At 53.6% G+C, this 23,115-nt stretch carries 19 protein-coding genes and 4 tRNA genes; 22 read left to right on the top strand and 1 reads right to left on the bottom strand.

Annotation, left to right across the window (positions count from 1 at the left end; genetic code table 11):
* Positions 1-8: 8 nt before the first annotated feature.
* From sdhB to sucD, 5 genes are all read left to right on the top strand, one after another.
* Positions 9-725 carry a succinate dehydrogenase iron-sulfur subunit SdhB gene (gene sdhB, locus KCR01S_RS14555; protein WP_061283414.1) on the top strand — a complete coding sequence of 239 codons (717 nt, stop codon included), beginning with the start codon at positions 9-11 and terminating at the stop codon, positions 723-725.
* A 261-nt stretch (positions 726-986) separates the two neighbouring features.
* Positions 987-3,788: a 2-oxoglutarate dehydrogenase E1 component gene (gene sucA, locus KCR01S_RS14550; protein WP_061283413.1), complete on the top strand. Its 2,802-nt coding sequence runs from the start codon at positions 987-989 to the stop codon at positions 3,786-3,788.
* Positions 3,789-3,801: 13 nt separating this feature from the next.
* Positions 3,802-5,022: a 2-oxoglutarate dehydrogenase complex dihydrolipoyllysine-residue succinyltransferase gene (gene odhB / locus KCR01S_RS14545; protein ID WP_061283412.1), complete on the top strand. Its 1,221-nt coding sequence runs from the start codon at positions 3,802-3,804 to the stop codon at positions 5,020-5,022.
* A gap of 108 nt (positions 5,023-5,130) precedes the next feature.
* Positions 5,131-6,297, top strand: coding sequence for an ADP-forming succinate--CoA ligase subunit beta (gene sucC, locus KCR01S_RS14540; protein ID WP_003022927.1), 1,167 nt, complete (start codon positions 5,131-5,133; stop codon positions 6,295-6,297).
* Complete coding sequence (sucD, locus tag KCR01S_RS14535; protein ID WP_052284862.1) at positions 6,297-7,166, top strand: succinate--CoA ligase subunit alpha; 870 nt, start codon at positions 6,297-6,299, stop codon at positions 7,164-7,166. Before sucC ends, sucD begins: the two co-directional genes overlap by 1 nt.
* Positions 7,167-7,264: 98 nt before the next feature.
* Here sucD and KCR01S_RS14530 read toward each other — a convergent pair whose 3' ends face one another.
* Entirely contained in the window at positions 7,265-7,981 is a 717-nt protein-coding gene (locus KCR01S_RS14530) for a GntR family transcriptional regulator (protein WP_167348829.1), read from the bottom strand.
* Positions 7,982-8,162: 181 nt separating this feature from the next.
* Here KCR01S_RS14530 and mngA point away from each other — a divergent pair, with 181 nt between their 5' ends.
* The 17 genes from mngA to KCR01S_RS14445 all read left to right on the top strand — a co-directional run bounded on the left by mngA (position 8,163) and on the right by KCR01S_RS14445 (position 23,094).
* Positions 8,163-10,079: a PTS 2-O-a-mannosyl-D-glycerate transporter subunit IIABC gene (gene mngA, locus KCR01S_RS14525; protein ID WP_061283411.1), complete on the top strand. Its 1,917-nt coding sequence runs from the start codon at positions 8,163-8,165 to the stop codon at positions 10,077-10,079.
* Between the two features lie 25 nt (positions 10,080-10,104).
* Entirely contained in the window at positions 10,105-12,738 is a 2,634-nt protein-coding gene (gene mngB / locus KCR01S_RS14520) for a mannosylglycerate hydrolase (RefSeq protein ID WP_061283410.1), read from the top strand.
* An 845-nt stretch (positions 12,739-13,583) separates the two neighbouring features.
* Positions 13,584-15,152, top strand: a complete 1,569-nt coding sequence (gene cydA / locus KCR01S_RS14515; protein WP_061283409.1) for a cytochrome ubiquinol oxidase subunit I — start codon at positions 13,584-13,586, stop codon at positions 15,150-15,152.
* A gap of 15 nt (positions 15,153-15,167) precedes the next feature.
* Complete coding sequence (cydB, locus tag KCR01S_RS14510) at positions 15,168-16,307, top strand: cytochrome d ubiquinol oxidase subunit II (RefSeq protein ID WP_061283408.1); 1,140 nt, start codon at positions 15,168-15,170, stop codon at positions 16,305-16,307.
* Positions 16,308-16,321: 14 nt separating this feature from the next.
* Positions 16,322-16,435, top strand: a complete 114-nt coding sequence (cydX, locus tag KCR01S_RS14505; protein ID WP_003858598.1) for a cytochrome bd-I oxidase subunit CydX — start codon at positions 16,322-16,324, stop codon at positions 16,433-16,435.
* Positions 16,435-16,731 carry a cyd operon protein YbgE gene (gene ybgE, locus KCR01S_RS14500; RefSeq protein ID WP_061283407.1) on the top strand — a complete coding sequence of 99 codons (297 nt, stop codon included), beginning with the start codon at positions 16,435-16,437 and terminating at the stop codon, positions 16,729-16,731. Before cydX ends, ybgE begins: the two co-directional genes overlap by 1 nt.
* A gap of 146 nt (positions 16,732-16,877) precedes the next feature.
* Positions 16,878-17,282, top strand: coding sequence for a tol-pal system-associated acyl-CoA thioesterase (gene ybgC, locus KCR01S_RS14495; protein WP_035892730.1), 405 nt, complete (start codon positions 16,878-16,880; stop codon positions 17,280-17,282).
* Positions 17,279-17,971: a Tol-Pal system protein TolQ gene (gene tolQ, locus KCR01S_RS14490; RefSeq protein WP_112203650.1), complete on the top strand. Its 693-nt coding sequence runs from the start codon at positions 17,279-17,281 to the stop codon at positions 17,969-17,971. The genes ybgC and tolQ overlap by 4 nt, the downstream gene beginning before the upstream one ends.
* A gap of 3 nt (positions 17,972-17,974) precedes the next feature.
* The gene (gene tolR, locus KCR01S_RS14485; RefSeq protein ID WP_061283406.1) at positions 17,975-18,400 is read left to right on the top strand and encodes a colicin uptake protein TolR; all 426 of its coding nucleotides are present in this window, start codon (positions 17,975-17,977) and stop codon (positions 18,398-18,400) included.
* Positions 18,401-18,494: 94 nt separating this feature from the next.
* The gene (tolA, locus tag KCR01S_RS14480) at positions 18,495-19,766 is read left to right on the top strand and encodes a cell envelope integrity protein TolA (RefSeq protein ID WP_061283405.1); all 1,272 of its coding nucleotides are present in this window, start codon (positions 18,495-18,497) and stop codon (positions 19,764-19,766) included.
* A gap of 132 nt (positions 19,767-19,898) precedes the next feature.
* Complete coding sequence (gene tolB, locus KCR01S_RS14475) at positions 19,899-21,191, top strand: Tol-Pal system beta propeller repeat protein TolB (RefSeq protein ID WP_052284871.1); 1,293 nt, start codon at positions 19,899-19,901, stop codon at positions 21,189-21,191.
* Between the two features lie 38 nt (positions 21,192-21,229).
* Positions 21,230-21,751, top strand: coding sequence for a peptidoglycan-associated lipoprotein Pal (pal, locus tag KCR01S_RS14470; protein ID WP_061283404.1), 522 nt, complete (start codon positions 21,230-21,232; stop codon positions 21,749-21,751).
* Between the two features lie 9 nt (positions 21,752-21,760).
* Positions 21,761-22,546, top strand: a complete 786-nt coding sequence (gene cpoB, locus KCR01S_RS14465; protein WP_061283403.1) for a cell division protein CpoB — start codon at positions 21,761-21,763, stop codon at positions 22,544-22,546.
* A 165-nt stretch (positions 22,547-22,711) separates the two neighbouring features.
* Positions 22,712-22,787, top strand: a tRNA-Lys gene (locus KCR01S_RS14460).
* Between the two features lie 25 nt (positions 22,788-22,812).
* A tRNA-Val gene (locus KCR01S_RS14455) sits at positions 22,813-22,888 on the top strand.
* Positions 22,889-22,890: 2 nt separating this feature from the next.
* Positions 22,891-22,966, top strand: a tRNA-Lys gene (locus tag KCR01S_RS14450).
* Between the two features lie 52 nt (positions 22,967-23,018).
* Positions 23,019-23,094, top strand: a tRNA-Val gene (locus tag KCR01S_RS14445).
* Positions 23,095-23,115 lie beyond the last annotated feature (21 nt).

Here is a 23,115-nt window from a genome sequence, read left to right as displayed (position 1 = left end):
ACAGGAATATGAAACTCGAGTTTTCAGTTTATCGTTATAACCCGGATGTCGACGATGCTCCGCGTATGCAGGATTACACCCTCGAAGCGGAAGAAGGTCGCGACATGATGCTGCTGGATGCGTTGATCCAGCTGAAAGAAAAAGATCCGTCTCTGTCGTTCCGTCGTTCCTGCCGTGAAGGGGTTTGTGGCTCCGATGGCCTGAACATGAACGGCAAAAATGGTCTGGCGTGCATCACGCCGATCTCCGCGCTGAATCAGCCGGGCAAGAAAATTGTTATCCGTCCGCTGCCAGGTCTGCCTGTTATCCGCGATTTGGTGGTAGACATGGGGCAATTCTATGCACAATATGAGAAGATTAAGCCTTACTTATTGAATAATGGGCAAAATCCTCCGGCTCGTGAGCATCTGCAGATGCCGGAGCAGCGTGAGAAGCTCGATGGTCTGTACGAGTGTATTCTTTGCGCATGTTGTTCTACTTCTTGTCCGTCGTTCTGGTGGAACCCGGATAAGTTCGTCGGACCGGCAGGCTTGTTGGCCGCGTATCGCTTCCTGATTGACAGCCGCGATACCGAAACCGAAAGCCGTCTGGAAGGGCTGAGTGACGCTTTCAGCGTATTCCGCTGCCACAGCATCATGAACTGCGTCAGTGTATGTCCTAAGGGGCTGAACCCGACGCGTGCCATCGGCCATATTAAGTCGATGCTGCTGCAACGTAGTGCGTAAGTAGAAGTGGTTGCCGGGGAAGCGATTCCCCGGCTATGCAGGAAACCTCTAAAAACTGCCATGAATTAGAGAGCAATAATCGAGACGTTTGTAGCGCGACAAGCCGCAGCCAGAACGACGAAGATTATTAGACAGTTTTTAAAGGTTCCTTAGCGGACGCAGATGACACGACAGTCCGCAACAGGTGAACCCCGGCACGCACAGCGGTGTGCGTGGTAGTATCCACGGCGAAGTAAGCATAAAAATGCTTAAGGGATCACGATGCAGAACAGCGCTTTGAAAGCCTGGTTGGACTCTTCTTACCTCTCTGGCTCAAACCAGAGCTGGATAGAACAGCTCTATGAAGACTTCTTAACCGATCCTGACTCGGTAGACGCTAACTGGCGTTCGACGTTCCAGCAGTTACCTGGTACCGGAGTCAAACCGGATCAACTCCATTCCACAACGCGTGATTATTTCCGTCGTCTGGCGAAGGACGCCTCGCGTTACTCTTCTTCCGTTTCCGACCCTGATACGAATGCGAAGCAGGTTAAAGTCCTGCAGCTTATCAACGCATATCGCTTCCGTGGTCACCAGCATGCGATCCTCGATCCGCTGGGACTGTGGCAGCAGGATAAAGTGGCTGATTTAGACCCCGCTTTCCACGATCTGACTGAAGCTGACTTCCAGGAGAGCTTTAACGTCGGTTCTTTTGCTATCGGCAAAGAGACGATGAAGCTCGGTGAGCTGATTGACGCGCTGAAACAGACCTACTGTGGTCACATCGGCGCAGAATACATGCACATTACCAACACCGAAGAAAAACGTTGGATTCAGCAGCGTTTTGAAGCGGGCCATGCCACCTTTAGCGCAGAAGAAAAAACGCGTTTCCTGAGCGAACTGACCGCGGCCGAAGGGCTAGAACGTTACCTGGGCGCGAAATTCCCGGGTGCGAAACGCTTCTCGCTGGAAGGCGGCGATGCGCTGGTGCCAATGCTCAAAGAGATGATCCGCCATGCGGGTAAGAGCGGCACGCGTGAAGTGGTGCTGGGTATGGCGCACCGCGGTCGTCTGAACGTACTGATTAACGTGCTGGGTAAACAGCCTCAGGAACTGTTCGACGAATTCTCCGGTAAGCATAAAGAACACCTCGGCACCGGTGACGTGAAGTACCACATGGGCTTCTCTTCGGATATCGAAACCGAGGGTGGCCTGGTTCACCTGGCGCTGGCGTTTAACCCATCGCACCTCGAAATTGTAAGCCCAGTGGTTATTGGTTCCGTTCGTGCGCGTCTGGATCGTTTGGATGAGCCGAGCATCAACCAGGTTCTGCCAATCACCATTCATGGTGACGCTGCAGTGACCGGGCAGGGCGTGGTTCAGGAAACCCTGAACATGTCCAAAGCGCGTGGTTATGAAGTGGGCGGTACCGTGCGTATCGTTATCAACAACCAGGTGGGCTTCACCACCTCGAACCCACTGGATGCACGCTCAACGCCATACTGTACTGATATCGGTAAGATGGTAATGGCGCCGATTTTCCACGTTAACGCGGATGACCCGGAAGCCGTTGCTTTCGTGACCCGCCTGGCGCTGGACTTCCGTAATACCTTTAAACGCGATGTGTTCATCGATCTGGTTTGCTACCGTCGTCACGGCCACAACGAAGCCGACGAGCCAAGCGCAACCCAGCCGCTGATGTACCAGAAAATCAAAAAGCATCCTACTCCGCGCAAAATCTATGCTGACAAGCTGGAAGCCGACAAAGTGGCGACGCTGGAAGATGCCACCGAGATGGTTAACCTGTATCGCGACGCGCTGGACGCGGGCGAATGCGTGGTGAAAGAGTGGCGTCCAATGAACATGCATTCCTTCACCTGGTCTCCATACCTCAACCATGAATGGGACGAAAGCTACCCGAACAAGGTTGACATGAAGCGCCTGCAGGAGTTGGCTAACCGTATCAGCACCGTGCCTGACGCCATTGAAATGCAGTCTCGCGTAGCGAAAATCTACGGTGACCGCCAGGCGATGGCCGCCGGTGAGAAGCTGTTCGATTGGGGTGGTGCAGAAAACCTGGCCTACGCCACGCTGGTGGACGAGGGCGTTCCGGTTCGTCTGTCAGGCGAAGATGCCGGTCGCGGGACCTTCTTCCACCGTCACGCGGTTATCCATAACCAGTCTAACGGTTCGACCTACACGCCGCTGCAGCACGTGCATAACGGCCAGGGCGACTTTAAGGTCTGGGACTCCGTACTGTCTGAAGAAGCGGTGCTGGCATTTGAATACGGTTACGCGACCGCTGAGCCGCGCACGCTGACCATCTGGGAAGCCCAGTTCGGCGACTTCGCCAACGGCGCTCAGGTTGTTATTGACCAGTTCATCTCTTCCGGTGAGCAGAAATGGGGCCGTATGTGCGGTCTGGTGATGCTGCTGCCACACGGTTATGAAGGGCAGGGTCCGGAGCACTCCTCCGCGCGTCTGGAACGTTATCTGCAGCTTTGCGCTCAGCAGAACATGCAGGTTTGCGTGCCGTCGACTCCGGCTCAGGTTTATCACATGCTGCGTCGTCAGGCGCTGCGCGGGATGCGCCGTCCGCTGGTGGTCATGTCACCGAAATCGCTGCTGCGTCACCCGCTGGCGGTCTCAACGCTCGACGAACTGGCAAACGGCACCTTCATGCCGGCCATCGGCGAGATCGATGAGCTGGATCCGCAGGGCGTGAAACGCGTGGTACTGTGTTCAGGCAAGGTGTACTACGACCTGCTGGAACAACGTCGTAAAAACGACCAGAAAGATGTTGCCATTGTGCGTATCGAACAGCTGTATCCGTTCCCGCACCAGGCAGTACAGGATGCATTGAAACCATTTGCTCACGTACATGATTTCGTCTGGTGTCAGGAAGAGCCCCTTAACCAGGGTGCATGGTACTGCAGCCAGCATCATTTCCGTGATGTGATTCCATTTGGGGCCGCTCTGCGTTACGCAGGTCGCCCAGCCTCCGCCTCGCCGGCGGTAGGGTATATGTCTGTTCACCAGAAGCAACAACAAGATCTGGTCAATGACGCGCTGAACGTCGATTAATTAAGGATACAAAATGAGTAGCGTAGATATTCTGGTTCCCGACCTGCCTGAATCCGTAGCAGATGCTACCGTGGCAACCTGGCATAAAAAACCCGGCGATGCGGTAGTTCGTGATGAAGTGCTGGTAGAAATCGAAACTGACAAAGTGGTACTGGAAGTACCGGCGTCGGCGGATGGCATTCTGGATGCCGTTCTGGAAGATGAAGGCACCACCGTGACCTCTCGTCAGATCCTGGGTCGCCTGCGCGAAGGCAACAGCGCCGGTAAAGAGACCAGCGCGAAGTCTGAAGCTAAAGAGTCTACTCCGGCTCAGCGCCAGCAGGCTTCTCTGGAAGAACAGTCTAACGATGCTCTGAGCCCTGCGATTCGTCGCCTGCTGGCTGAGCACAACCTTGATGCCAGCGCCATTAAAGGCTCTGGCGTTGGTGGCCGTCTGACTCGCGAAGACGTTGAAAAACATCTGGCGAAAGCGCCGGCGAAAGCCGCACCAGCTCCGGCTGCAGCCGCTGCTGCACCGGTTGCACCGCTGGCGGGTCGTTCCGAGAAGCGTGTACCGATGACGCGTCTGCGTAAGCGCGTTGCCGAGCGTCTGCTGGAAGCGAAAAACTCTACTGCCATGCTGACGACCTTCAACGAAGTCAACATGAAGCCAATCATGGATCTGCGTAAGCAGTACGGTGACGCGTTTGAAAAACGTCACGGCATCCGTCTGGGCTTTATGTCCTTCTATGTGAAGGCAGTGGTTGAAGCGCTGAAACGCTATCCGGAAGTGAACGCTTCTATCGATGGCGATGATGTGGTGTACCACAACTACTTCGACGTGAGCATGGCCGTTTCTACGCCACGTGGCCTGGTGACCCCAGTTCTGCGTGATGTTGATGCCCTCGGCATGGCTGACATTGAGAAGAACATCAAGACGCTGGCGCTGAAAGGCCGCGACGGCAAACTGACCGTAGAAGACCTGACCGGCGGTAACTTCACTATTACCAACGGCGGTGTTTTCGGCTCCCTGATGTCTACCCCGATTATCAACCCGCCTCAGAGCGCGATTCTGGGTATGCATGCCATTAAAGATCGCCCGATGGCGGTGGATGGCAAAGTTGAAATTCTGCCAATGATGTACCTTGCGTTGTCCTATGACCACCGTCTGATCGATGGACGCGAATCCGTAGGCTTCCTGGTGGCAATTAAAGAGTTGCTGGAAGATCCGACACGTCTGCTGCTGGACGTGTAGTGATGTTGGCGGCCCTTTCCCCGCGCGGGGAGAGGGTTCGCAAAGTGCTATGCAGAACTGAAGATCCAGACCACAACTCAATAACATTTTATAGGATGGATAGAACACATGAACTTACATGAATACCAGGCAAAACAACTCTTTGCCCGCTATGGCTTACCGGCTCCGGTGGGTTATGCCTGTACTACTCCGCGCGAAGCAGAAGAAGCCGCTTCAAAAATCGGCGCTGGCCCGTGGGTAGTGAAATGTCAGGTTCACGCTGGTGGCCGCGGTAAAGCGGGCGGTGTGAAAGTCGTCAACTCGAAAGAAGATATCCGCGCGTTTGCTGAGCATTGGCTGGGCAAACGTCTGGTGACCTATCAGACGGACGCACACGGCCAGCCGGTTAACCAGATTCTGGTTGAAGCAGCGACCGATATCGGTAAAGAACTGTACCTGGGCGCGGTTGTTGACCGTAGCTCCCGTCGCGTGGTGTTCATGGCGTCTACTGAAGGCGGCGTGGAAATCGAAAAAGTGGCGGAAGAAACCCCACACCTGATCCACAAAGTTGCGCTGGATCCGCTGGCGGGCCCTATGCCTTACCAGGGTCGTGAACTGGCGTTCAAACTGGGTCTGGAAGGTAAACAGGTTCAGCAGTTCACCAAAATTTTCATGGGTCTGGCGACCATTTTCCTTGAGCGCGATCTGGCGCTGATTGAAATCAACCCGCTGGTTGTGACCAAGCAGGGCGACCTGATCTGCCTCGATGGCAAACTGGGTGCTGACGGCAACGCGCTGTTCCGCCAGGCTGACCTGCGCGAAATGCGCGACCAGTCTCAGGAAGATCCACGTGAAGCGCAGGCGGCACAGTGGGAACTGAACTACGTTGCGCTGGACGGTAACATCGGCTGTATGGTGAACGGTGCGGGCCTGGCAATGGGCACCATGGATATCGTTAAACTGCACGGCGGCGAACCGGCTAACTTCTTAGACGTTGGCGGCGGCGCAACCAAAGAGCGCGTCACCGAAGCGTTCAAAATTATCCTGTCTGATGACAATGTGAAAGCGGTTCTGGTGAACATCTTCGGCGGTATCGTTCGTTGCGACCTGATCGCTGACGGTATCATCGGCGCGGTAGCAGAAGTGGGCGTTAACGTCCCGGTTGTCGTTCGTCTGGAAGGCAACAACGCCGAACTCGGCGCGAAAAAACTGGCTGACAGCGGCCTGAATATTATTGCAGCGAAAAGTCTGACGGACGCAGCACAGCAGGTTGTTGCCGCAGTGGAGGGGAAATAATGTCCATTTTAATCGATAAAAACACCAAGGTTATCTGTCAGGGCTTTACCGGTAGCCAGGGTTCTTTCCACTCTGAACAGGCAATTGCTTACGGTACGCAGATGGTTGGCGGTGTAACGCCAGGTAAAGGCGGTACTGAGCATCTGGGTCTGCCGGTGTTCAACACCGTGCGTGAAGCGGTCGAAGCGACCGGCGCCACCGCGACCGTTATCTACGTTCCGGCTCCGTTCTGCAAAGACTCCATTCTGGAAGCTATCGATGCAGGCATCAAACTGATTATCACCATCACCGAAGGCATCCCAACTCTGGATATGCTGACCGTGAAGGTGAAACTGGACGAAGCGGGCGTTCGCATGATCGGCCCTAACTGCCCAGGCGTTATCACCCCAGGCGAATGCAAAATCGGTATCATGCCGGGTCACATTCACAAGCCGGGTAAAGTTGGCATCGTTTCCCGTTCCGGTACTCTGACCTATGAAGCGGTTAAGCAGACTACTGACTACGGTTTCGGCCAGTCTACCTGTGTAGGTATCGGCGGTGACCCGATCCCTGGCTCTAACTTCATCGATATCCTGAAGCTGTTCCAGGAAGATCCGCAGACTGAAGCTATCGTGATGATCGGTGAGATCGGCGGTAGTGCAGAAGAAGAAGCGGCTGCTTACATTAAAGATCACGTGACCAAGCCAGTGGTTGGCTACATCGCGGGTGTGACCGCGCCGAAAGGCAAGCGTATGGGCCACGCAGGTGCCATCATCGCAGGTGGTAAAGGTACAGCAGACGAGAAGTTTGCCGCACTGGAAGCCGCTGGCGTGAAAACCGTTCGCAGCCTGGCCGACATCGGTGAAGCGCTGAAATCCGTTATTAAGTAATCCTCTCTGCCTCCTCAGCGAATTCCCGCGCATACAGGGAAAGAGGAGGCCTTATGTGTCTAGTTTCGACATGGTTGGCCGCCCCTGGGCGGCCTTTTTTAATGGCGACGCTTTGCCACGAGCGTAAATTTGTAGTCATCGCTTTTGAAGGTGTTACGACTATATTCAAACACGCGACCGTCCTGGAGAAAGCCTCGTGATATCTTTTCCAGCACCGGTTTGTCCGCGGCGATACCCAGTAACTCAACGGTTTCCGCATTGGGGATCACCGGGATCAGCTCCTGCTCGCTGCGTTCGATCACCATCTTTTTGATCTGCTCAATAAAGTGATATTTCGAATTCTCCATCACTTCCCAGGTGAGATCGGGGAAAAGTGCGAGGGGCATCCAGGTCTCTTCTAGCGTGACCGCTTTTTGTTTAATAAAGCGCACTCGTTTGATATGCCAGACTTTATCGGTTTCGGCGATCTGCAACTGCTCGGCAAGCTCTTTCCTGGCCGGGATCACTTCAAACACTTTCACTTCACTGTGCGTCTCGACATGCCGGTCGGCCAGCTTTTCATAAAAGCTGGTGAGCTGGTAAATATCATAATTGACGCGCTCTTCTTTTACGTACCAGCCGCTGCCCTGAATGCTTTCGATAATATCTTGTTCTGTCAGCGATTTTAGCGCCTGCCGCACGGTGACGCGGCTAACGTGATAAGCCGCCTGGAGCGCTGATTCGGTGGGAAGGGCGTCGCCAGGCTTCAGTTCCCCTTTAGTAATCTGCTCGCGTAAGGCCTCTGCGATCTGGCGGTACATCGGTTTTTTGCTCATTTCGTTCACTTTTGTAGGCATGAATCTCAGATATGTAAGATGAATTATGCCGACATCCGCCAATTAGTAAACAATACAAATTTAATACAAATAATCATCGTTAGTGAAAGTGATCACATAAAGGTATTGTATTGTCTGGCAGAATCCCGACACACAATAACGATACCTCCTGAGGATCATGATGAACCTGACGACTCTGTCCCACCCTCGTGCGGTCTGTTTGCATGCGCGATTCATTGATCGGGATGATGCCATTCGCCAGCTTGCTCAGCGGCTGGCTGAATTAGGCAAAATTACGGATACCGATGCCTATCTGGCGGAAGTTTTTCACCGGGAGTCCCTAGGGCCAACGGCGCTCGGCGAGGGGCTGGCGGTGCCACATGGCAAAACGTCTGCGGTTAAAGAGGCCGCTTTTGCCGTTGCTACCTTAGGGGAGCCGCTGGCCTGGGAGGGGATCGACGGGCCGGAGCCCGTTGAACTGATCTTTTTACTGGCGATCCCTCCGGATGAGGCCGGTTCCACGCATATCCAGATCCTTACTGAATTGACGACACGTCTGGCTGACGATGACCTACGCGCGCGGGTGATGGCCGCAGCAAGCGCGGAGGAGGTGCTGGCTGCCCTGGACAATAAACCTGCGGTGCAACACGAGGTCGTGGCGGACAACGCACCGACAATTGTCTGTGTGACCGCATGCCCCGCCGGCATCGCGCATACCTATATGGCCGCCGAGTATCTGGAGAAAGCGGGCAGGCAGCTAGGAGTGAATGTGGTGGTCGAAAAGCAGGGGGCGAACGGCATTGAAGGGCGTTTGACGGCCCAGCAGCTTAACGAGGCGCACGCCTGCATTTTCGCCGCTGAGGTGGCCATTAAAGAGCGTGAGCGTTTTCACGGTATTCCAGCGATAACCGTTCCGGTTGCTGAACCGCTGCGTCATGCAAAGGCGCTCATACAACAAGCGCTCGCCCTTGAGCCCGCGACAGGACCGCGGATTAGCGCGGCGCCGGTTGAGGTGAAGAAAGGGCTAAAAGCCGATTTAAAGCAGGCATTGCTGAGCGGGATTTCATTTGCCGTCCCACTGATTGTGGCCGGTGGTACCGTACTGGCGGTAGCGGTCTTAATCGCGCATATTTTCGGTCTTCAGGAGGTCTATAGCCTGGAGAAATCATGGCTTTGGATGTATCGCCAACTGGGTGGCGGAATGCTGGGTACGCTCATGGTTCCTGTGCTGTCGGCGTATACGGCGTACTCGTTGGCGGACAAGCCGGCATTGGCCCCAGGGTTTGCAGCCGGTTTAGCCGCAAACCTGATTGGCTCCGGTTTTCTTGGCGGCGTCGCGGGCGGTTTGATTGCCGGCTATCTGATGCGGTGGGTGAAAAACCATCTCCGCCTAAGCAGTAAATTCAACGGTTTTTTAACGTTTTACCTCTACCCGGTTATTGGAACGTTAGTGGCCGGCAGCCTGATGCTGTTTGTCATTGGAGAGCCGGTTGCCTGGGTGAATAACTCCCTGACCGCTTGGCTTAACGGATTATCCGGCGCAAACGCGCTGCTGCTCGGCGCTATCCTCGGCTTTATGTGTTCGTTTGATTTAGGCGGTCCCGTCAATAAAGCCGCATATGCGTTCTGCCTTGGGGCGATGGCTAACGGTGTGTATGGACCTTATGCCATTTTTGCCTCCGTCAAAATGGTGTCGGCTTTTACCGTCACGGCTTCCACTTCGCTGGCACCCCAGTTATTCAAGCAGTTTGAGATTGAGACCGGCAAATCAACCTGGCTACTCGGGCTGGCCGGGATCACCGAAGGGGCGATTCCTATGGCGATTGAAGATCCCTTGCGGGTTATCGGCTCCTTTGTGCTGGGCTCAATGCTGACGGGCGCGATCGTTGGCGCGATGGGCATTGGCTTATCCACGCCGGGGGCCGGTATTTTCTCGCTCTTTTTGCTGCAGGATGCCGGGCATGGCGCGTTTGTCGCGGCGGCAGGTTGGTTTGGCGCGGCGCTGGTGGGAACAATGGTCTCTACTGCGGTGCTGTTGGTCTGGCGTCGTCAGGCGGTCAGACAGGGGAAATACACCACAGATAGCGTGATGCCGTAAGCACTTACTTAACAGGAAACCGAAGATGAAAGCAGTATCTCGCGTTCACATTACGCCACATATGCACTGGGACCGTGAGTGGTATTTCACCACCGAAGAGTCGCGTATTTTATTGGTTAATAACATGGAGGAAATCCTCGCTCGCCTTGAGCAGGATGATGAGTACAAATATTACGTTCTTGATGGGCAAACGGCTGTTCTTGAAGATTACTTCGCCGTAAAACCTGAAAGCCGCCCGCGGGTGAAAGCGCTGGTAGAAGCCGGGAAGTTGATTATCGGGCCGTGGTATACGCAAACGGATACCACGATTGTCTCCGCCGAGTCGATAGTGCGTAACCTGATGTACGGCATCCGCGACTGTCTGACATTGGGTGAACCGATGAAAATAGGTTATCTGCCTGACTCATTCGGGATGTCCGGACAACTGCCGCATATTTACAACGGTTTTGGGATCACGCGGACTATCTTCTGGCGCGGCTGCTCTGAACGTCATGGCACCGATAAAACAGAGTTCTTATGGCAGAGTCAGGATGGCAGTGAAGTTGCCGCACAGGTGCTACCGTTGGGCTACGCGATTGGTAAGTACTTACCGGAGGATGAAGCCGGCCTGCGCAAAAGACTCGATGGCTATTTTGACGTGCTGGAAAAAGCATCGGTCACTAAAGAGATTTTGCTGCCTAATGGTCATGACCAGATGCCGCTCCAGCAAAATATTTTCGCGGTAATGGCCAAGTTGCGCGAAATCTACCCGCAGCGCCAGTTTGTGATGAGCCGATTTGAAGAGGTATTTGCGGCCATTGAGCAACACCGCGATGCGCTCGCGACGCTGCGCGGTGAGTTTATTGATGGCAAATATATGCGCGTGCACCGCACGATAGGCTCCACGCGGATGGACATCAAAATCGCCCACGCGCGTATTGAAAATAAGATTGTCAATCTGCTGGAGCCGCTGGCGACGCTTGCCTGGACATTAGGTTTCGAATACCACCACGGTTTACTGGAGAAAATGTGGAAAGAGATCCTCAAAAACCACGCGCATGACAGTATTGGCTGCTGCTGCAGCGATAAGGTGCACCGGGAAATCGTCTCACGCTTTGCGCTGGCTGAGGATATGGCCGACAGCCTGATTCGTTTTTATCTGCGTAAAATTGTCGACAATATGCCGCAAAGCGCACAAGACAAACTGGTGATGTTTAATCTGATGCCGTGGCCGCGTGAAGAGGTGATTAACACAACAATTCGTCTGCGCGCTGGCCAGTTCCGTTTGCTGGATGATAAGGGCAACGATATTCCTTACTTTATCCGCAGCGCCCGTGAATTGGATCCTGGACTGATTGACCGGCAAATTGTGCATTACGGTAATTACGAACCCTTCATGGAGTTCGACATTCAAGTGAACCAGATACTGCCGTCGATGGGGTATCGCACCTTGTACATCGAACCGTACGTGACCGGTCAGCTGGCAATGCCAGTCTCCGCTACGACGGCGCTACTGGAAAATGCTTTCTGGCAGATTGATCTCAATGATGATGGCACGCTTCGCCTGCGAGATAAGGACTCTGGGGTGATTTACTCCCGGGTACTGGAGATAGAAGAGAGCGCAGACGACGGTGATGAATACGACTACTCGCCATCACGGGAAGAGTGGCTGCTCACTTCAGCAGGAACAGATTTTGAACACGAGGTGATCCATGAAGCCTGGCAAAGCCGGGCTATCATTCGCTACCGGATGGCGGTGCCGGCGAATCTGCGATCGCGCGCCGCTCGGCAACGTGACGGGGAGCTGGGCGTTGAAATTGTCGTTACGCTGAGCCACAACAGTCGGCGTATTGATGTCGATGTTCATCTCGATAACCAAGCGGATGACCATCGGGTACGGGTGCTGATCCCGACGCCATTCACCACATCAACGGTATTGGCTGACACGCAGTTTGGGACAATCTCACGATCTGTCCAGGATGAAGCAATGGCGCATTGGCAGGAAGAGGGCTGGAAAGAAGCCCCGGTTCCTGTCTGGAATCTGCTGAATTACGCCGCGCTGCAGGAAGGGCGCAACGGTTTGGCAGTGTTCAGTGAAGGGCTGCGAGAGTTTGAAGTGCTGGGGGAGGAGAGAAAGACCTTTGCGCTGACGCTGCTGCGCGGCGTGGGCTTACTCGGCAAAGAAGATCTGCTATTACGTCCGGGGCGGCCTTCGGGGATTAAAATGAGGGTGCCTGATTCCCAGATGCGCGGTGCGCTGCATGGCCGATTCAGCTTATTCAGCTACAGCGGATCGCCGCTGAGCGTGGGACTTGCGCAACAGGCGCGCTCCTGGCTTACGCCAATTCAGTGCTATAACAAAATTCCCTGGGATGCGATGAAACTCAATAAAGCCGGGGTGACCTCCCCGACAAGCTTTAGTCTATTGAGTATGTCGCCGGTTGGCTGCCAGCTGAGCGCACTGAAAAAATCGGAGGACCGCGACGAACTCATCCTGCGTTTGTATAACCCTTCAGAATCCATTGGCAGTGAAGCGGCAGTGTCGTTTAGCCGTGAAGTGGTGCAGTGTCGGGAAACGGGTATGGACGAAGTGCCGTACTCCGAACAGGCGAATTCGCAGGGGATTGCTGGTGTATTCCGTCCAGGGCAATCGCGGACCTTTAGCCTTAAGTTGAAATAACCGAGCCCCAACAACGCCAGCATTATCGGCGTTGTTGGGGGCTACGCTGCACATCACATTGGACAATAGCGGTGTAGGGATGATTTACCTACCGTTCCTTTCCCAGCCACGCCCGGCTCGTTACTCAGTAGCAGAGTGCACTGTCGCGATAGTTAACCGTTCATTATTCGCGCATTCAGTTAACGAGGAATTCCCATCCCGACGAGGCGGTTCTCTACAGCCATCGCGGCGAATGTTAATTTAATAATTCTATTGGTTAATGAAATGTTGCTTTAAGCGGCGATAGGATTTGCGCTGGAAAAAAATGACGGACGGTCTACTTTAAACTATACGGGGCTTTCCTCGTTATTGATCCTGCCAATAGTTAAATTCAATTACCTTCTCTCCAGGTTTCCCCTTACTTGATAACCGTCAATGTAAATTAGAAAACACGCCATTAACATTAAATTTACCATGAGTCTTAATTAAAAACATAATTAACAATATTGCGTTAAGTTGATTTAAATCAATATGTAATGACTGGATATAACTTGCCAAAACCGTTAAATTGTCGTGGATCAAATTGGCTGAAACCTACCTGATTCGCTATAAATTGATCACTGTCGAAAAACGTAAAACTTATCCAATAAAAACCTGTTTATTGTAAGGGTTTTACAGCGTAATATATTTTAGGGATCAATTGAGTTTTTTATTAACACGTTTGTAACTTTCACTTATTGCTGTTTCCTGTTTCCGCAAGGGGTGGCAGTAGGGAAGGGGACAAATAAATTTGTATTGGGGCATGTGTTTGAATCCTGATAACGGGTTCAATCTCGGAGTCTTCATGCGATGAGCAAGGAGTCATGATGTTAGATATAGTCGAACTGTCGCGCTTACAGTTTGCCTTGACCGCGATGTACCACTTCCTGTTTGTTCCGCTGACGCTGGGTATGGCGTTCCTGCTGGCAATCATGGAAACGGTTTACGTCCTTTCCGGCAAACAGATTTATAAAGATATGACCAAGTTCTGGGGCAAGTTGTTTGGTATCAACTTTGCGCTGGGTGTGGCTACCGGTCTGACGATGGAGTTCCAGTTCGGGACAAACTGGTCATACTATTCCCACTACGTGGGTGATATCTTCGGTGCGCCACTGGCCATCGAAGGTCTGATGGCCTTCTTCCTCGAATCTACCTTTGTAGGTCTGTTCTTCTTCGGTTGGGATCGTCTGGGTAAAGTCCAGCACATGGCTGTCACCTGGCTGGTGGCGCTTGGCTCCAACCTCTCCGCACTGTGGATTCTGGTAGCGAACGGCTGGATGCAAAACCCAATCGCTTCCGATTTCAACTTTGAAACCATGCGTATGGAGATGGTCAGCTTCTCTGAGCTGGTCCTCAACCCGGTTGCGCAGGTTAAATTCGTCCACACCGTGGCATCTGGCTACGTTTGCGGCGCGATGTTCGTTCTTGGTATCAGCTCCTACTATATGCTGCGTGGCCGTGATTTCGCCTTTGCGAAACGTTCGTTCGCGATTGCAGCGAGCTTCGGCATGGCGGCTATCCTCTCCGTTATCGTTCTGGGTGATGAATCCGGCTACGAAATGGGTGACGTACAGAAAACCAAACTGGCCGCGATTGAAGCCGAATGGGAAACGCAGCCGGCTCCGGCAGCCTTCACCCTGTTTGGTATTCCGGACCAGGATGCGCAGGAAAACCACTTTGCGATTCAGATCCCTTACGCGCTGGGCATCATTGCTACCCGTTCGGTTGATAAGCAGGTGACCGGCCTGAAAGATCTGATGGTGCAGCACGAAGAGCGTATTCGTAACGGGATGAAAGCCTATTCGCTGCTGGAACAGCTGCGCGGTGGCTCGACTGACCAGACCGTTCGCGATGAGTTCAACAACGTTAAGAAAGACCTGGGCTACGGTCTGCTGCTGAAACGCTATACCGACAACGTTGCTGACGCGACGGAAGCGCAGATTAGCCAGGCTACTAAAGACTCGATCCCACGCGTTGCACCGCTGTACTTCGCCTTCCGTATCATGGTGGCGTGCGGCATCCTGATGCTGGCGATTATTGCGGTTTCCTTCTGGACCGTTATTCGTAACAAGATCGGCGAGAAAAAATGGCTGCTGCGCACCGCGCTGTATGCGATCCCGCTGCCGTGGATTGCCATTGAGTCCGGCTGGTTCGTCGCTGAATATGGCCGTCAGCCGTGGGCGATTGGTGAGGTACTGCCAACGGCAGTGGCCAACTCCAGCCTGACTCCGGGCGATCTGATCTTCTCGATGCTGCTGATTTGCGGTCTGTACACCCTGTTCCTCGTGGCGGAGCTGTACCTGATGTTCAAATTTGCCCGCCGTGGCCCAAGCAGCCTGAAAACCGGTCGTTACCACTATGAGCAGTCTACCGCGACTACTCAGCCGGCACGCTAAGACAGGAGTCGTCAAATGATCGATTATGAAGTATTGCGTTTTATCTGGTGGCTGCTGATCGGTATCCTGCTGATTGGTTTTGCTGTCGCCGATGGCTTCGACATGGGGGTGGGCATGCTCACCCGGTTCCTCGGTCGTAACGACACCGAGCGTCGAATTATGATTAACTCCATCGCACCACATTGGGACGGTAACCAGGTATGGCTCATCACCGCCGGCGGCGCGCTGTTTGCTGCATGGCCGATGGTCTATGCGGCGGCCTTCTCTGGCTTCTACGTGGCGATGATTCTGGTGCTGGCTTCTTTGTTCTTCCGTCCGGTTGGTTTTGACTACCGCTCGAAGATTGAAGACACCCGCTGGCGTAACATGTGGGACTGGGGCATTTTCATCGGTAGCTTTGTGCCACCGCTGGTCATTGGCGTGGCGTTCGGTAACCTGCTGCAGGGCGTGCCGTTCCATGTCGATGAATATATGCGTCTGTACTACACCGGCAATTTCTTCCAACTGCTGAACCCGTTTGGCCTGCTGGCCGGTATTGTTAGCGCCGCGATGATCCTGACTCAGGGTGCAACGTATCTGCAAATGCGTACCGTCGGTGAACTGCACCTGCGTACTCGCAACGTCTCTATGGTGGCGGCGCTGGTCACGCTGGTGTGCTTCGCACTGGCAGGCGTTTGGGTTTACTACGGCATCGATGGTTATGTGGTGAAATCGGTACTGGATCACACCGGCCCGTCTAACCCGCTGACCAAAGAAGTGGCGCGTGAAGCCGGTGCATGGATGGTGAACTTCAACAACATGCCGGCGCTGTGGGCGATTCCTGCTCTGGGCGTAGTACTGCCGTTGCTGACTATCGCGACCACCAAAGCGGATAAAGGCGCATGGGCGTTCCTGTTCTCCTCGCTGACGCTGGCGTGCATTATCCTGACTGCCGGTATCGCCATGTTCCCATTCATTATGCCTTCCAGCACAATGATGAACGCGAGCCTGACCATGTGGGATGCAACATCCAGCCAGCTGACGCTGAACCTGATGACCTATGTCGCGATTGTCTTCGTACCGATTATTCTGGCCTACACCACCTGGTGTTACTGGAAAATGTTCGGTCGTATCACCAAAGAAGATATCGAACGTAACACCCACTCTCTGTACTAAGTAAGGAGCTGAATATGTGGTATTTCGCATGGATTTTGGGAACGCTTCTTGCCTGTGCATTCGGCGTGATCACCGCCCTGGCGCTGGAGCACGTTGAAGCGACCAAAGCGGGTGAAGAAAAGCACTAATGAAAAATATTATCGCAATGCTGTACGCGATAATGGATAAGCGCCCCCTGCGGGCGCTTTCCCTTGTTATGGCCCTGGCGTTAGCGGGCTGCATCTTCTGGGATCCGACGCGTTTTGCGGCGAAGACCAGCGAGCTGGAAATCTGGCACGGTTTTCTGCTGATGTGGTCAGTCTGCACAGGTGTGATTCACGGAGTGGGGTTCCGCCCACGCGCGATTCACTGGCAGGGGATATTTTGTCCGCTTATCGCTGATTTGGTCTTATTTGCTGGCCTGATTTTTTTCTTCTACCAGTAAAAAATCTCGCCGGATAATGATGGGCTTGCACAAGCCCATAAAAATTTACTCTCCGTTTACTTCTCCCCATTCCAAACCATCATTCCCGCGCGTATAGTAGCGAAGTTCAAAAACCCAAAAAATTTTTTGCATTACTGGGACGTAAAGTGAATACAACGCTGTTTCGATGGCCGGTCAGGGTCTACTACGAAGATACCGATGCCGGTGGTGTGGTTTACCACGCCAGCTATGTGGCTTTCTATGAAAGAGCACGTACTGAGATGCTGCGTCATCATCACTTCAGCCAACAGGTTTTGCTGGCTGAACGCGTGGCCTTTGTCGTGCGTAAAATGACGCTGGAGTATTTTGCAGCTGCCAGACTCGACGATATGCTCGAAGTCCAAACAGAAATTACATCAATGCGTGGTACGTCAATGGTATTTACGCAGAGAATAGTCAACGCTGAGAATAAGGTTCTGAACGAAGCAGAAGTCCTGATTGTCTGTGTTGATCCACTCATCATGAAGCCTCGTGCGCTTCCCAAGTCTATTGTCGCGGAGTTTAAGCAGTGACTGACATGAATATCCTTGATTTGTTCCTGAAGGCTAGCCTTCTGGTTAAACTTATCATGTTGATTTTGATTGGTTTTTCAATCGCATCCTGGGCCATCATCATCCAGAGAACGCGCATCCTTAACGCGGCTAGCCGCGAGGCAGAAGCGTTTGAAGATAAATTCTGGTCCGGTATCGAGCTGTCTCGCCTGTATCAGGAAAGCCAGGGGCGCCGTGATAACCTGGCGGGTTCTGAGCAGATTTTCTACAGCGGATTCAAAGAGTTTGCTCGTCTGCATCGCGCCAATAGCCATGCGCCGGAAGCGGTGGTCGAAGGGGCGTCGCGTGCGATGCGCATCTCGATGAACCGCGAGCTGGAAACGCTGGAAACGCACATTCCGTTCCTCGGTACCGTCGGTTCTATCAGCCCGTATATCGGTCTGTTTGGTACCGTTTGGGGGATTATGCATGCCTTTATCGCACTGGGTGCGGTGAAGCAGGCAACGCTACAGATGGTTGCACCAGGGATCGCGGAAGCGCTGATCGCCACCGCAATCGGTCTGTTTGCGGCAATTCCTGCGGTAATGGCGTACAACCGTCTGAACCAGCGCGTGAACAAACTGGAGCTGAACTACGACAACTTTATGGAAGAGTTCACCGCCATTCTGCACCGTCAGGCGTTTACCAGCAGCGAAAGCAACAAGGGGTAAACCATGGCCAGACGTGGACGCGGACGTCGCGAACTGAAGTCCGAAATTAACATCGTTCCGCTGCTGGATGTGTTGTTGGTGCTGCTGCTGATCTTTATGGCGACAGCGCCGATCATTACGCAGAGCGTGGAAGTCGATCTCCCTGATGCCACCGAATCACAGGCTGTCAGTACGAATGATGATCCACCGGTCATTGTTGAAGTGTCCGGAGTAGGGCAGTACAGCGTGAACGTTGGCCCGGAGAAGATGCCGCAGCTGCCGCCTGAACAGGTTGTTGTTGAAGCGCAGCGCCGTTTAGAGGCAAATCCTAAGACGGTCTTCTTAATTGGGGGCGCGAAAGACGTGCCTTATGATGAAATAATTAAAGCGCTTAACCTGTTACACAGCGCCGGGGTGAAATCGGTCGGGTTAATGACCCAGCCAATTTAATCGCCGACATGCCGCGCAATAATCGGGCGTAGGTTGGCGACAGCCTACGCAGTTTGTTGCAGGGTAATGGGTGAACAGTTTTTGGGAACCGAGAGTGTCAAAGGCAACCGAACAAAACGACAAGCTTAAACGAGCGATAATTATTTCAGCAGTGCTGCACGTCATTCTGTTTGCGGCGCTGATCTGGAGTTCGTTCGATGAACATTTAGACGCTGCGGCGGGCGGTGGCGGCGGTTCGTCCATCGACGCTGTGATGGTCGATCCCGGCGCGGTCGTCGAGAACTATAATCGTACTCAGCAGCAGCAGGCCAGTTCAAAACGTGCTCAAGAGCAACGTGAAAAACAGGCTGAGCAGCAGGCCGAAGAACTGCGTGAAAAACAAGCAGCGGAGCAGGCTCGCTTAAAAGCGCTGGAAAAAGAGCGTCTGCAGGCGCAGGAAGCGGCAAAACAGGCGCAGGAACAGCAGAAACAGGCTGAAGAGGCGGCTGCCAAAGCGGCGGCAGATGCAAAAGCAAAAGCTGACGCTCAGGCCAAAGAAGCCGCGGAAGCTGCCGTTAAGGCTGCGGCCGACGCGAAAGCAAAAGCTGATGCCCAGGCCAAAGTCGCTGCGGAAGCCGCGAAGAAAGCCGCTGCTGATGCGCAGAAAAAAGCTGAAGCGGAAGCGGCCAAGGCTGCTGCGGATGCGAAAAAAGTTGCTGAAGCGGCAGCTGCCAAAGCGGCTGCTGATGCTGAGAAGAAAGCCGCCGCAGCCGCTGAGAAAAAAGCCGCTGCAGAAGCTGCGAAGAAAGCCGCCGCTGAAAAAGCAGCGGCAGACAAAGCGGCCGCCGCGGCAGAAAAAGCCGCTGCTGACAAAGCTGCTGCTGCCGAAAAGGCTGCCGCAGATAAGAAAGCCGCTGCCGATAAAGCGGCTGCTGATAAAAAAGCGGCTGCAGCGAAGAAGGCTGCCGCAGCTGAGAAGGCCGCTGCGGCTTCTGGTGTTGATGACCTGCTGGGCGATCTCAGTTCAGGTAAGAATGCGCCGAAAGGCAGTACCAGCGGTAGCGCAGGGGGCTCATCTCCTGCTAAAGGTAGCAAACCTGGGCAGGGTGGGGCATCGCAGGCTGAAATTGCGTCTTATATTGCGCAGGTTCAGGCTGCAATCAAAGGCCACCTGTATGACTGGGACACCTATAAAGGGAAAACCTGTACGCTTCGGGTCAACATGGCCGAAGACGGTACCGTACTGAAAGTGACTCAGGAAGGCGGCGATCCGGCGTTCTGTCAGCAGATGTTGGCGGCAACAAATCGGATGACCAAGTTCCCGAAACCACCGTCACAAGCGGTGTGGCAGACCTTTAAAAATGCGCCTCTGGACTTCAAGCCATAAAGATTGTTTTTCGCGTCAGTACGTGAAAAATAAAGGCGGGATCCTCGCAGGGTTTTGGTAGTTTTGTGTATTTTAGTTTGTTAACATTCTGCTAAATTATCGTGGGCTTTCCGCCTGGATAAGGGAGAAATGATGAAGCAGGCATTACGAGTAGCATTTGGTTTTCTGATGCTGTGGGCAGCAGTGCTGCACGCAGAAGTACGTATCGAGATCACCCAAGGGGTGGACTCTGCGCGTCCGATTGGCGTCGTTCCGTTCCAGTGGGCTGGGCCGGGTGCTGCGCCTGAAGACATCGGTGGCATCGTTGGTGCCGACCTGCGTAACAGCGGGAAATTCAACCCATTAGATCGCTCTCGTCTGCCGCAGCAGCCGGGTACCGCTCAGGAAGTTCAGCCAGCGGCTTGGTCTGCGCTGGGTATTGATACCGTTGTTGTCGGTCAGGTAAGCCCTAACGCCGACGGCAGCTATAATGTGTCTTATCAGCTGGTGGATACCGGTGCTGCACCGGGTACCGTACTGGCGCAGAACACGTATAAAGTGAACAAGCAGTGGTTGCGCTATGCCGGCCATACTGCGAGTGACGAAGTGTTCGAAAAGCTGACCAGCATTAAGGGCGCTTTCCGTACCCGTATCGCTTACGTGGTTCAGACCAACGGCGGTCAGTTCCCGTATGAGCTGCGCGTTTCCGATTACGATGGCTACAACCAGTTCGTGGTTCACCGTTCACCGCAGCCGCTGATGTCTCCGGCGTGGTCTCCAGATGGCTCCAAACTGGCCTATGTCACTTTCGAAAGCGGCCGTTCTGCGCTGGTTATCCAGACGTTGGCTAACGGTGCGGTACGTCAGGTCGCTTCGTTCCCGCGTCACAACGGTGCACCTGCGTTCTCTCCGGATGGCAGCAAACTGGCGTTTGCCCTGTCTAAAACCGGTAGTCTGAACCTGTATGTGATGGATATCGGCTCTGGCCAGATCCGTCAGGTCACCGATGGTCGTAGCAACAACACTGAACCAACCTGGTTCCCGGACAGCCAGAACCTGGCCTTTACCTCTGACCAGGCAGGTCGTCCGCAGGTGTATAAAGTTAATGTTAACGGCGGTGCTCCGCAGCGTATTACCTGGGAAGGTTCACAGAACCAGGATGCTGATGTCAGCAGCGATGGTAAGTTTATGGTAATGGTCAGCTCGGCTAACGGCCAGCAGCACATTGCTAAGCAGGATCTGGGAGCAGGTGGCGTACAAGTACTGTCGTCAACGTTCCTGGACGAAACGCCAAGTCTGGCACCTAACGGCACTATGGTAATCTACAGCTCTTCTCAGGGGATGGGATCCGTGCTGAATCTGGTTTCTACAGATGGGCGTTTCAAAGCGCGTCTTCCGGCAACTGATGGACAGGTTAAATTCCCTGCCTGGTCGCCGTATCTGTAATAATAATTAATGAATTGATTACTAAAGGAATCATAGAAATGCAACTGAACAAAGTGCTGAAAGGGCTGATGATCGCTCTGCCTGTAATGGCAATCGCGGCATGTTCTTCTAACAAGAACGCTAGCAATGACCAGAGCGGCGAAGGCATGCTGGGTGCCGGCACTGGTATGGATGCGAACGGTAACGGCAACATGTCATCCGAAGAGCAAGCGCGTCTTCAGATGCAGCAGCTGCAGCAGAACAACATCGTTTACTTCGATCTGGACAAGTACGATATCCGTTCTGATTTCGCTGCAATGCTGGATGCTCACGCAAACTTCCTGCGTAGCAACCCGTCTTACAAAGTCACCGTAGAAGGTCACGCGGACGAACGTGGTACTCCTGAGTACAACATCTCCCTGGGTGAACGTCGTGCTAACGCCGTTAAGATGTACCTGCAGGGTAAAGGCGTTTCTGCTGACCAGATCTCCATCGTTTCTTACGGTAAAGAAAAACCTGCAGTACTGGGTCATGACGAAGCGGCTTACTCCAAAAACCGTCGTGCCGTACTGGTTTACTAAGAGAATTGCATGAGCAGTAACTTCAGACATCACCTGTTGAGTCTGTCGTTACTGGTTGGCATAGCGGCCCCTTGGGCCGCTTTTGCTCAGGCGCCAATCAGTAGTGTCGGCTCAGGCTCGGTCGAAGACCGTGTCACTCAACTCGAGCGTATTTCTAATGCTCACAGTCAGCTTTTGACCCAACTCCAGCAACAACTCTCCGATAATCAGACCGATATTGACGCCCTGCGAGGCCAAATCCAGGAAAGTCAGTATCAGCTGAATCAGATTGTGGATCGTCAAAAACAGATCATGCTGCAAATCGACAGCCTCAGCGGCGGTGCCCAGACGCAGCAAGCTTCGGGTGACCAAAGCAATGCGGCGGCGACAGCAGCGCCTGCTAGCGGCGCTACGGCGGCCTCCGGCGTGCCTGCGCAAACCGGCGATGCGAATACCGACTACAACGCGGCGATCGCGTTGGTGAAGGACAGCGCTCGTCAGGATGACGCAATTGTGGCGTTTCAGAACTTCATCAAGAAGTACCCTGATTCAACCTATCAGCCAAATGCTAACTATTGGCTGGGACAGTTGAATTACAACAAGGGTAAAAAAGATGATGCGGCCTTTTATTTTGCATCGGTGGTGAAAAACTATCCGAAGTCGCCGAAGGCGGCAGACGCAATGTTTAAGGTTGGGGTTATCATGCAGGACAAGGGTGACACCGCAAAAGCGAAAGCGGTATACCAGCAGGTTGTCAGCAAGTACCCAGGTACTGATGGTGCGAAACAAGCGCAAAAACGTCTTAGCGGACTGTAATGCGTAAAGGAAGACCAGAAATCGTGTTATTTCTGGTCTTGCCGCATGAAACATAAGCAGTTAAGTGATCTTTGTCGAAATTTTTGTTGCGCAGAATTCTGAATTCAGTAATATATGCCGCCGTTGCCAAGGGATATCAAACAGCTCGAAAGTGACGAAAATAGTGGGGCGTTAGCTCAGTTGGTAGAGCAGTTGACTTTTAATCAATTGGTCGCAGGTTCGAATCCTGCACGCCCCACCACTAAAGCAGTATCCAGCGCAGTATCGGGTGATTAGCTCAGCTGGGAGAGCACCTCCCTTACAAGGAGGGGGTCGGCGGTTCGATCCCGTCATCACCCACCACCGGGGCGTTAGCTCAGTTGGTAGAGCAGTTGACTTTTAATCAATTGGTCGCAGGTTCGAATCCTGCACGCCCCACCATTTCATCGGTGGGCACGGTGGAAGCAGTACCGGTAGTATCCAGCGCAGTATTGGGTGATTAGCTCAGCTGGGAGAGCACCTCCCTTACAAGGAGGGGGTCGGCGGTTCGATCCCGTCATCACCCACCACTCGGGTCGTTAGCTCAGTTG

The organism is Kluyvera cryocrescens NBRC 102467 (assembly GCF_001571285.1).
GTDB lineage: Bacteria > Pseudomonadota > Gammaproteobacteria > Enterobacterales > Enterobacteriaceae > Kluyvera > Kluyvera cryocrescens.
Note: the sequence above shows the minus strand (reverse complement) of the source record. Positions and strands in the feature narration are given on the sequence as shown.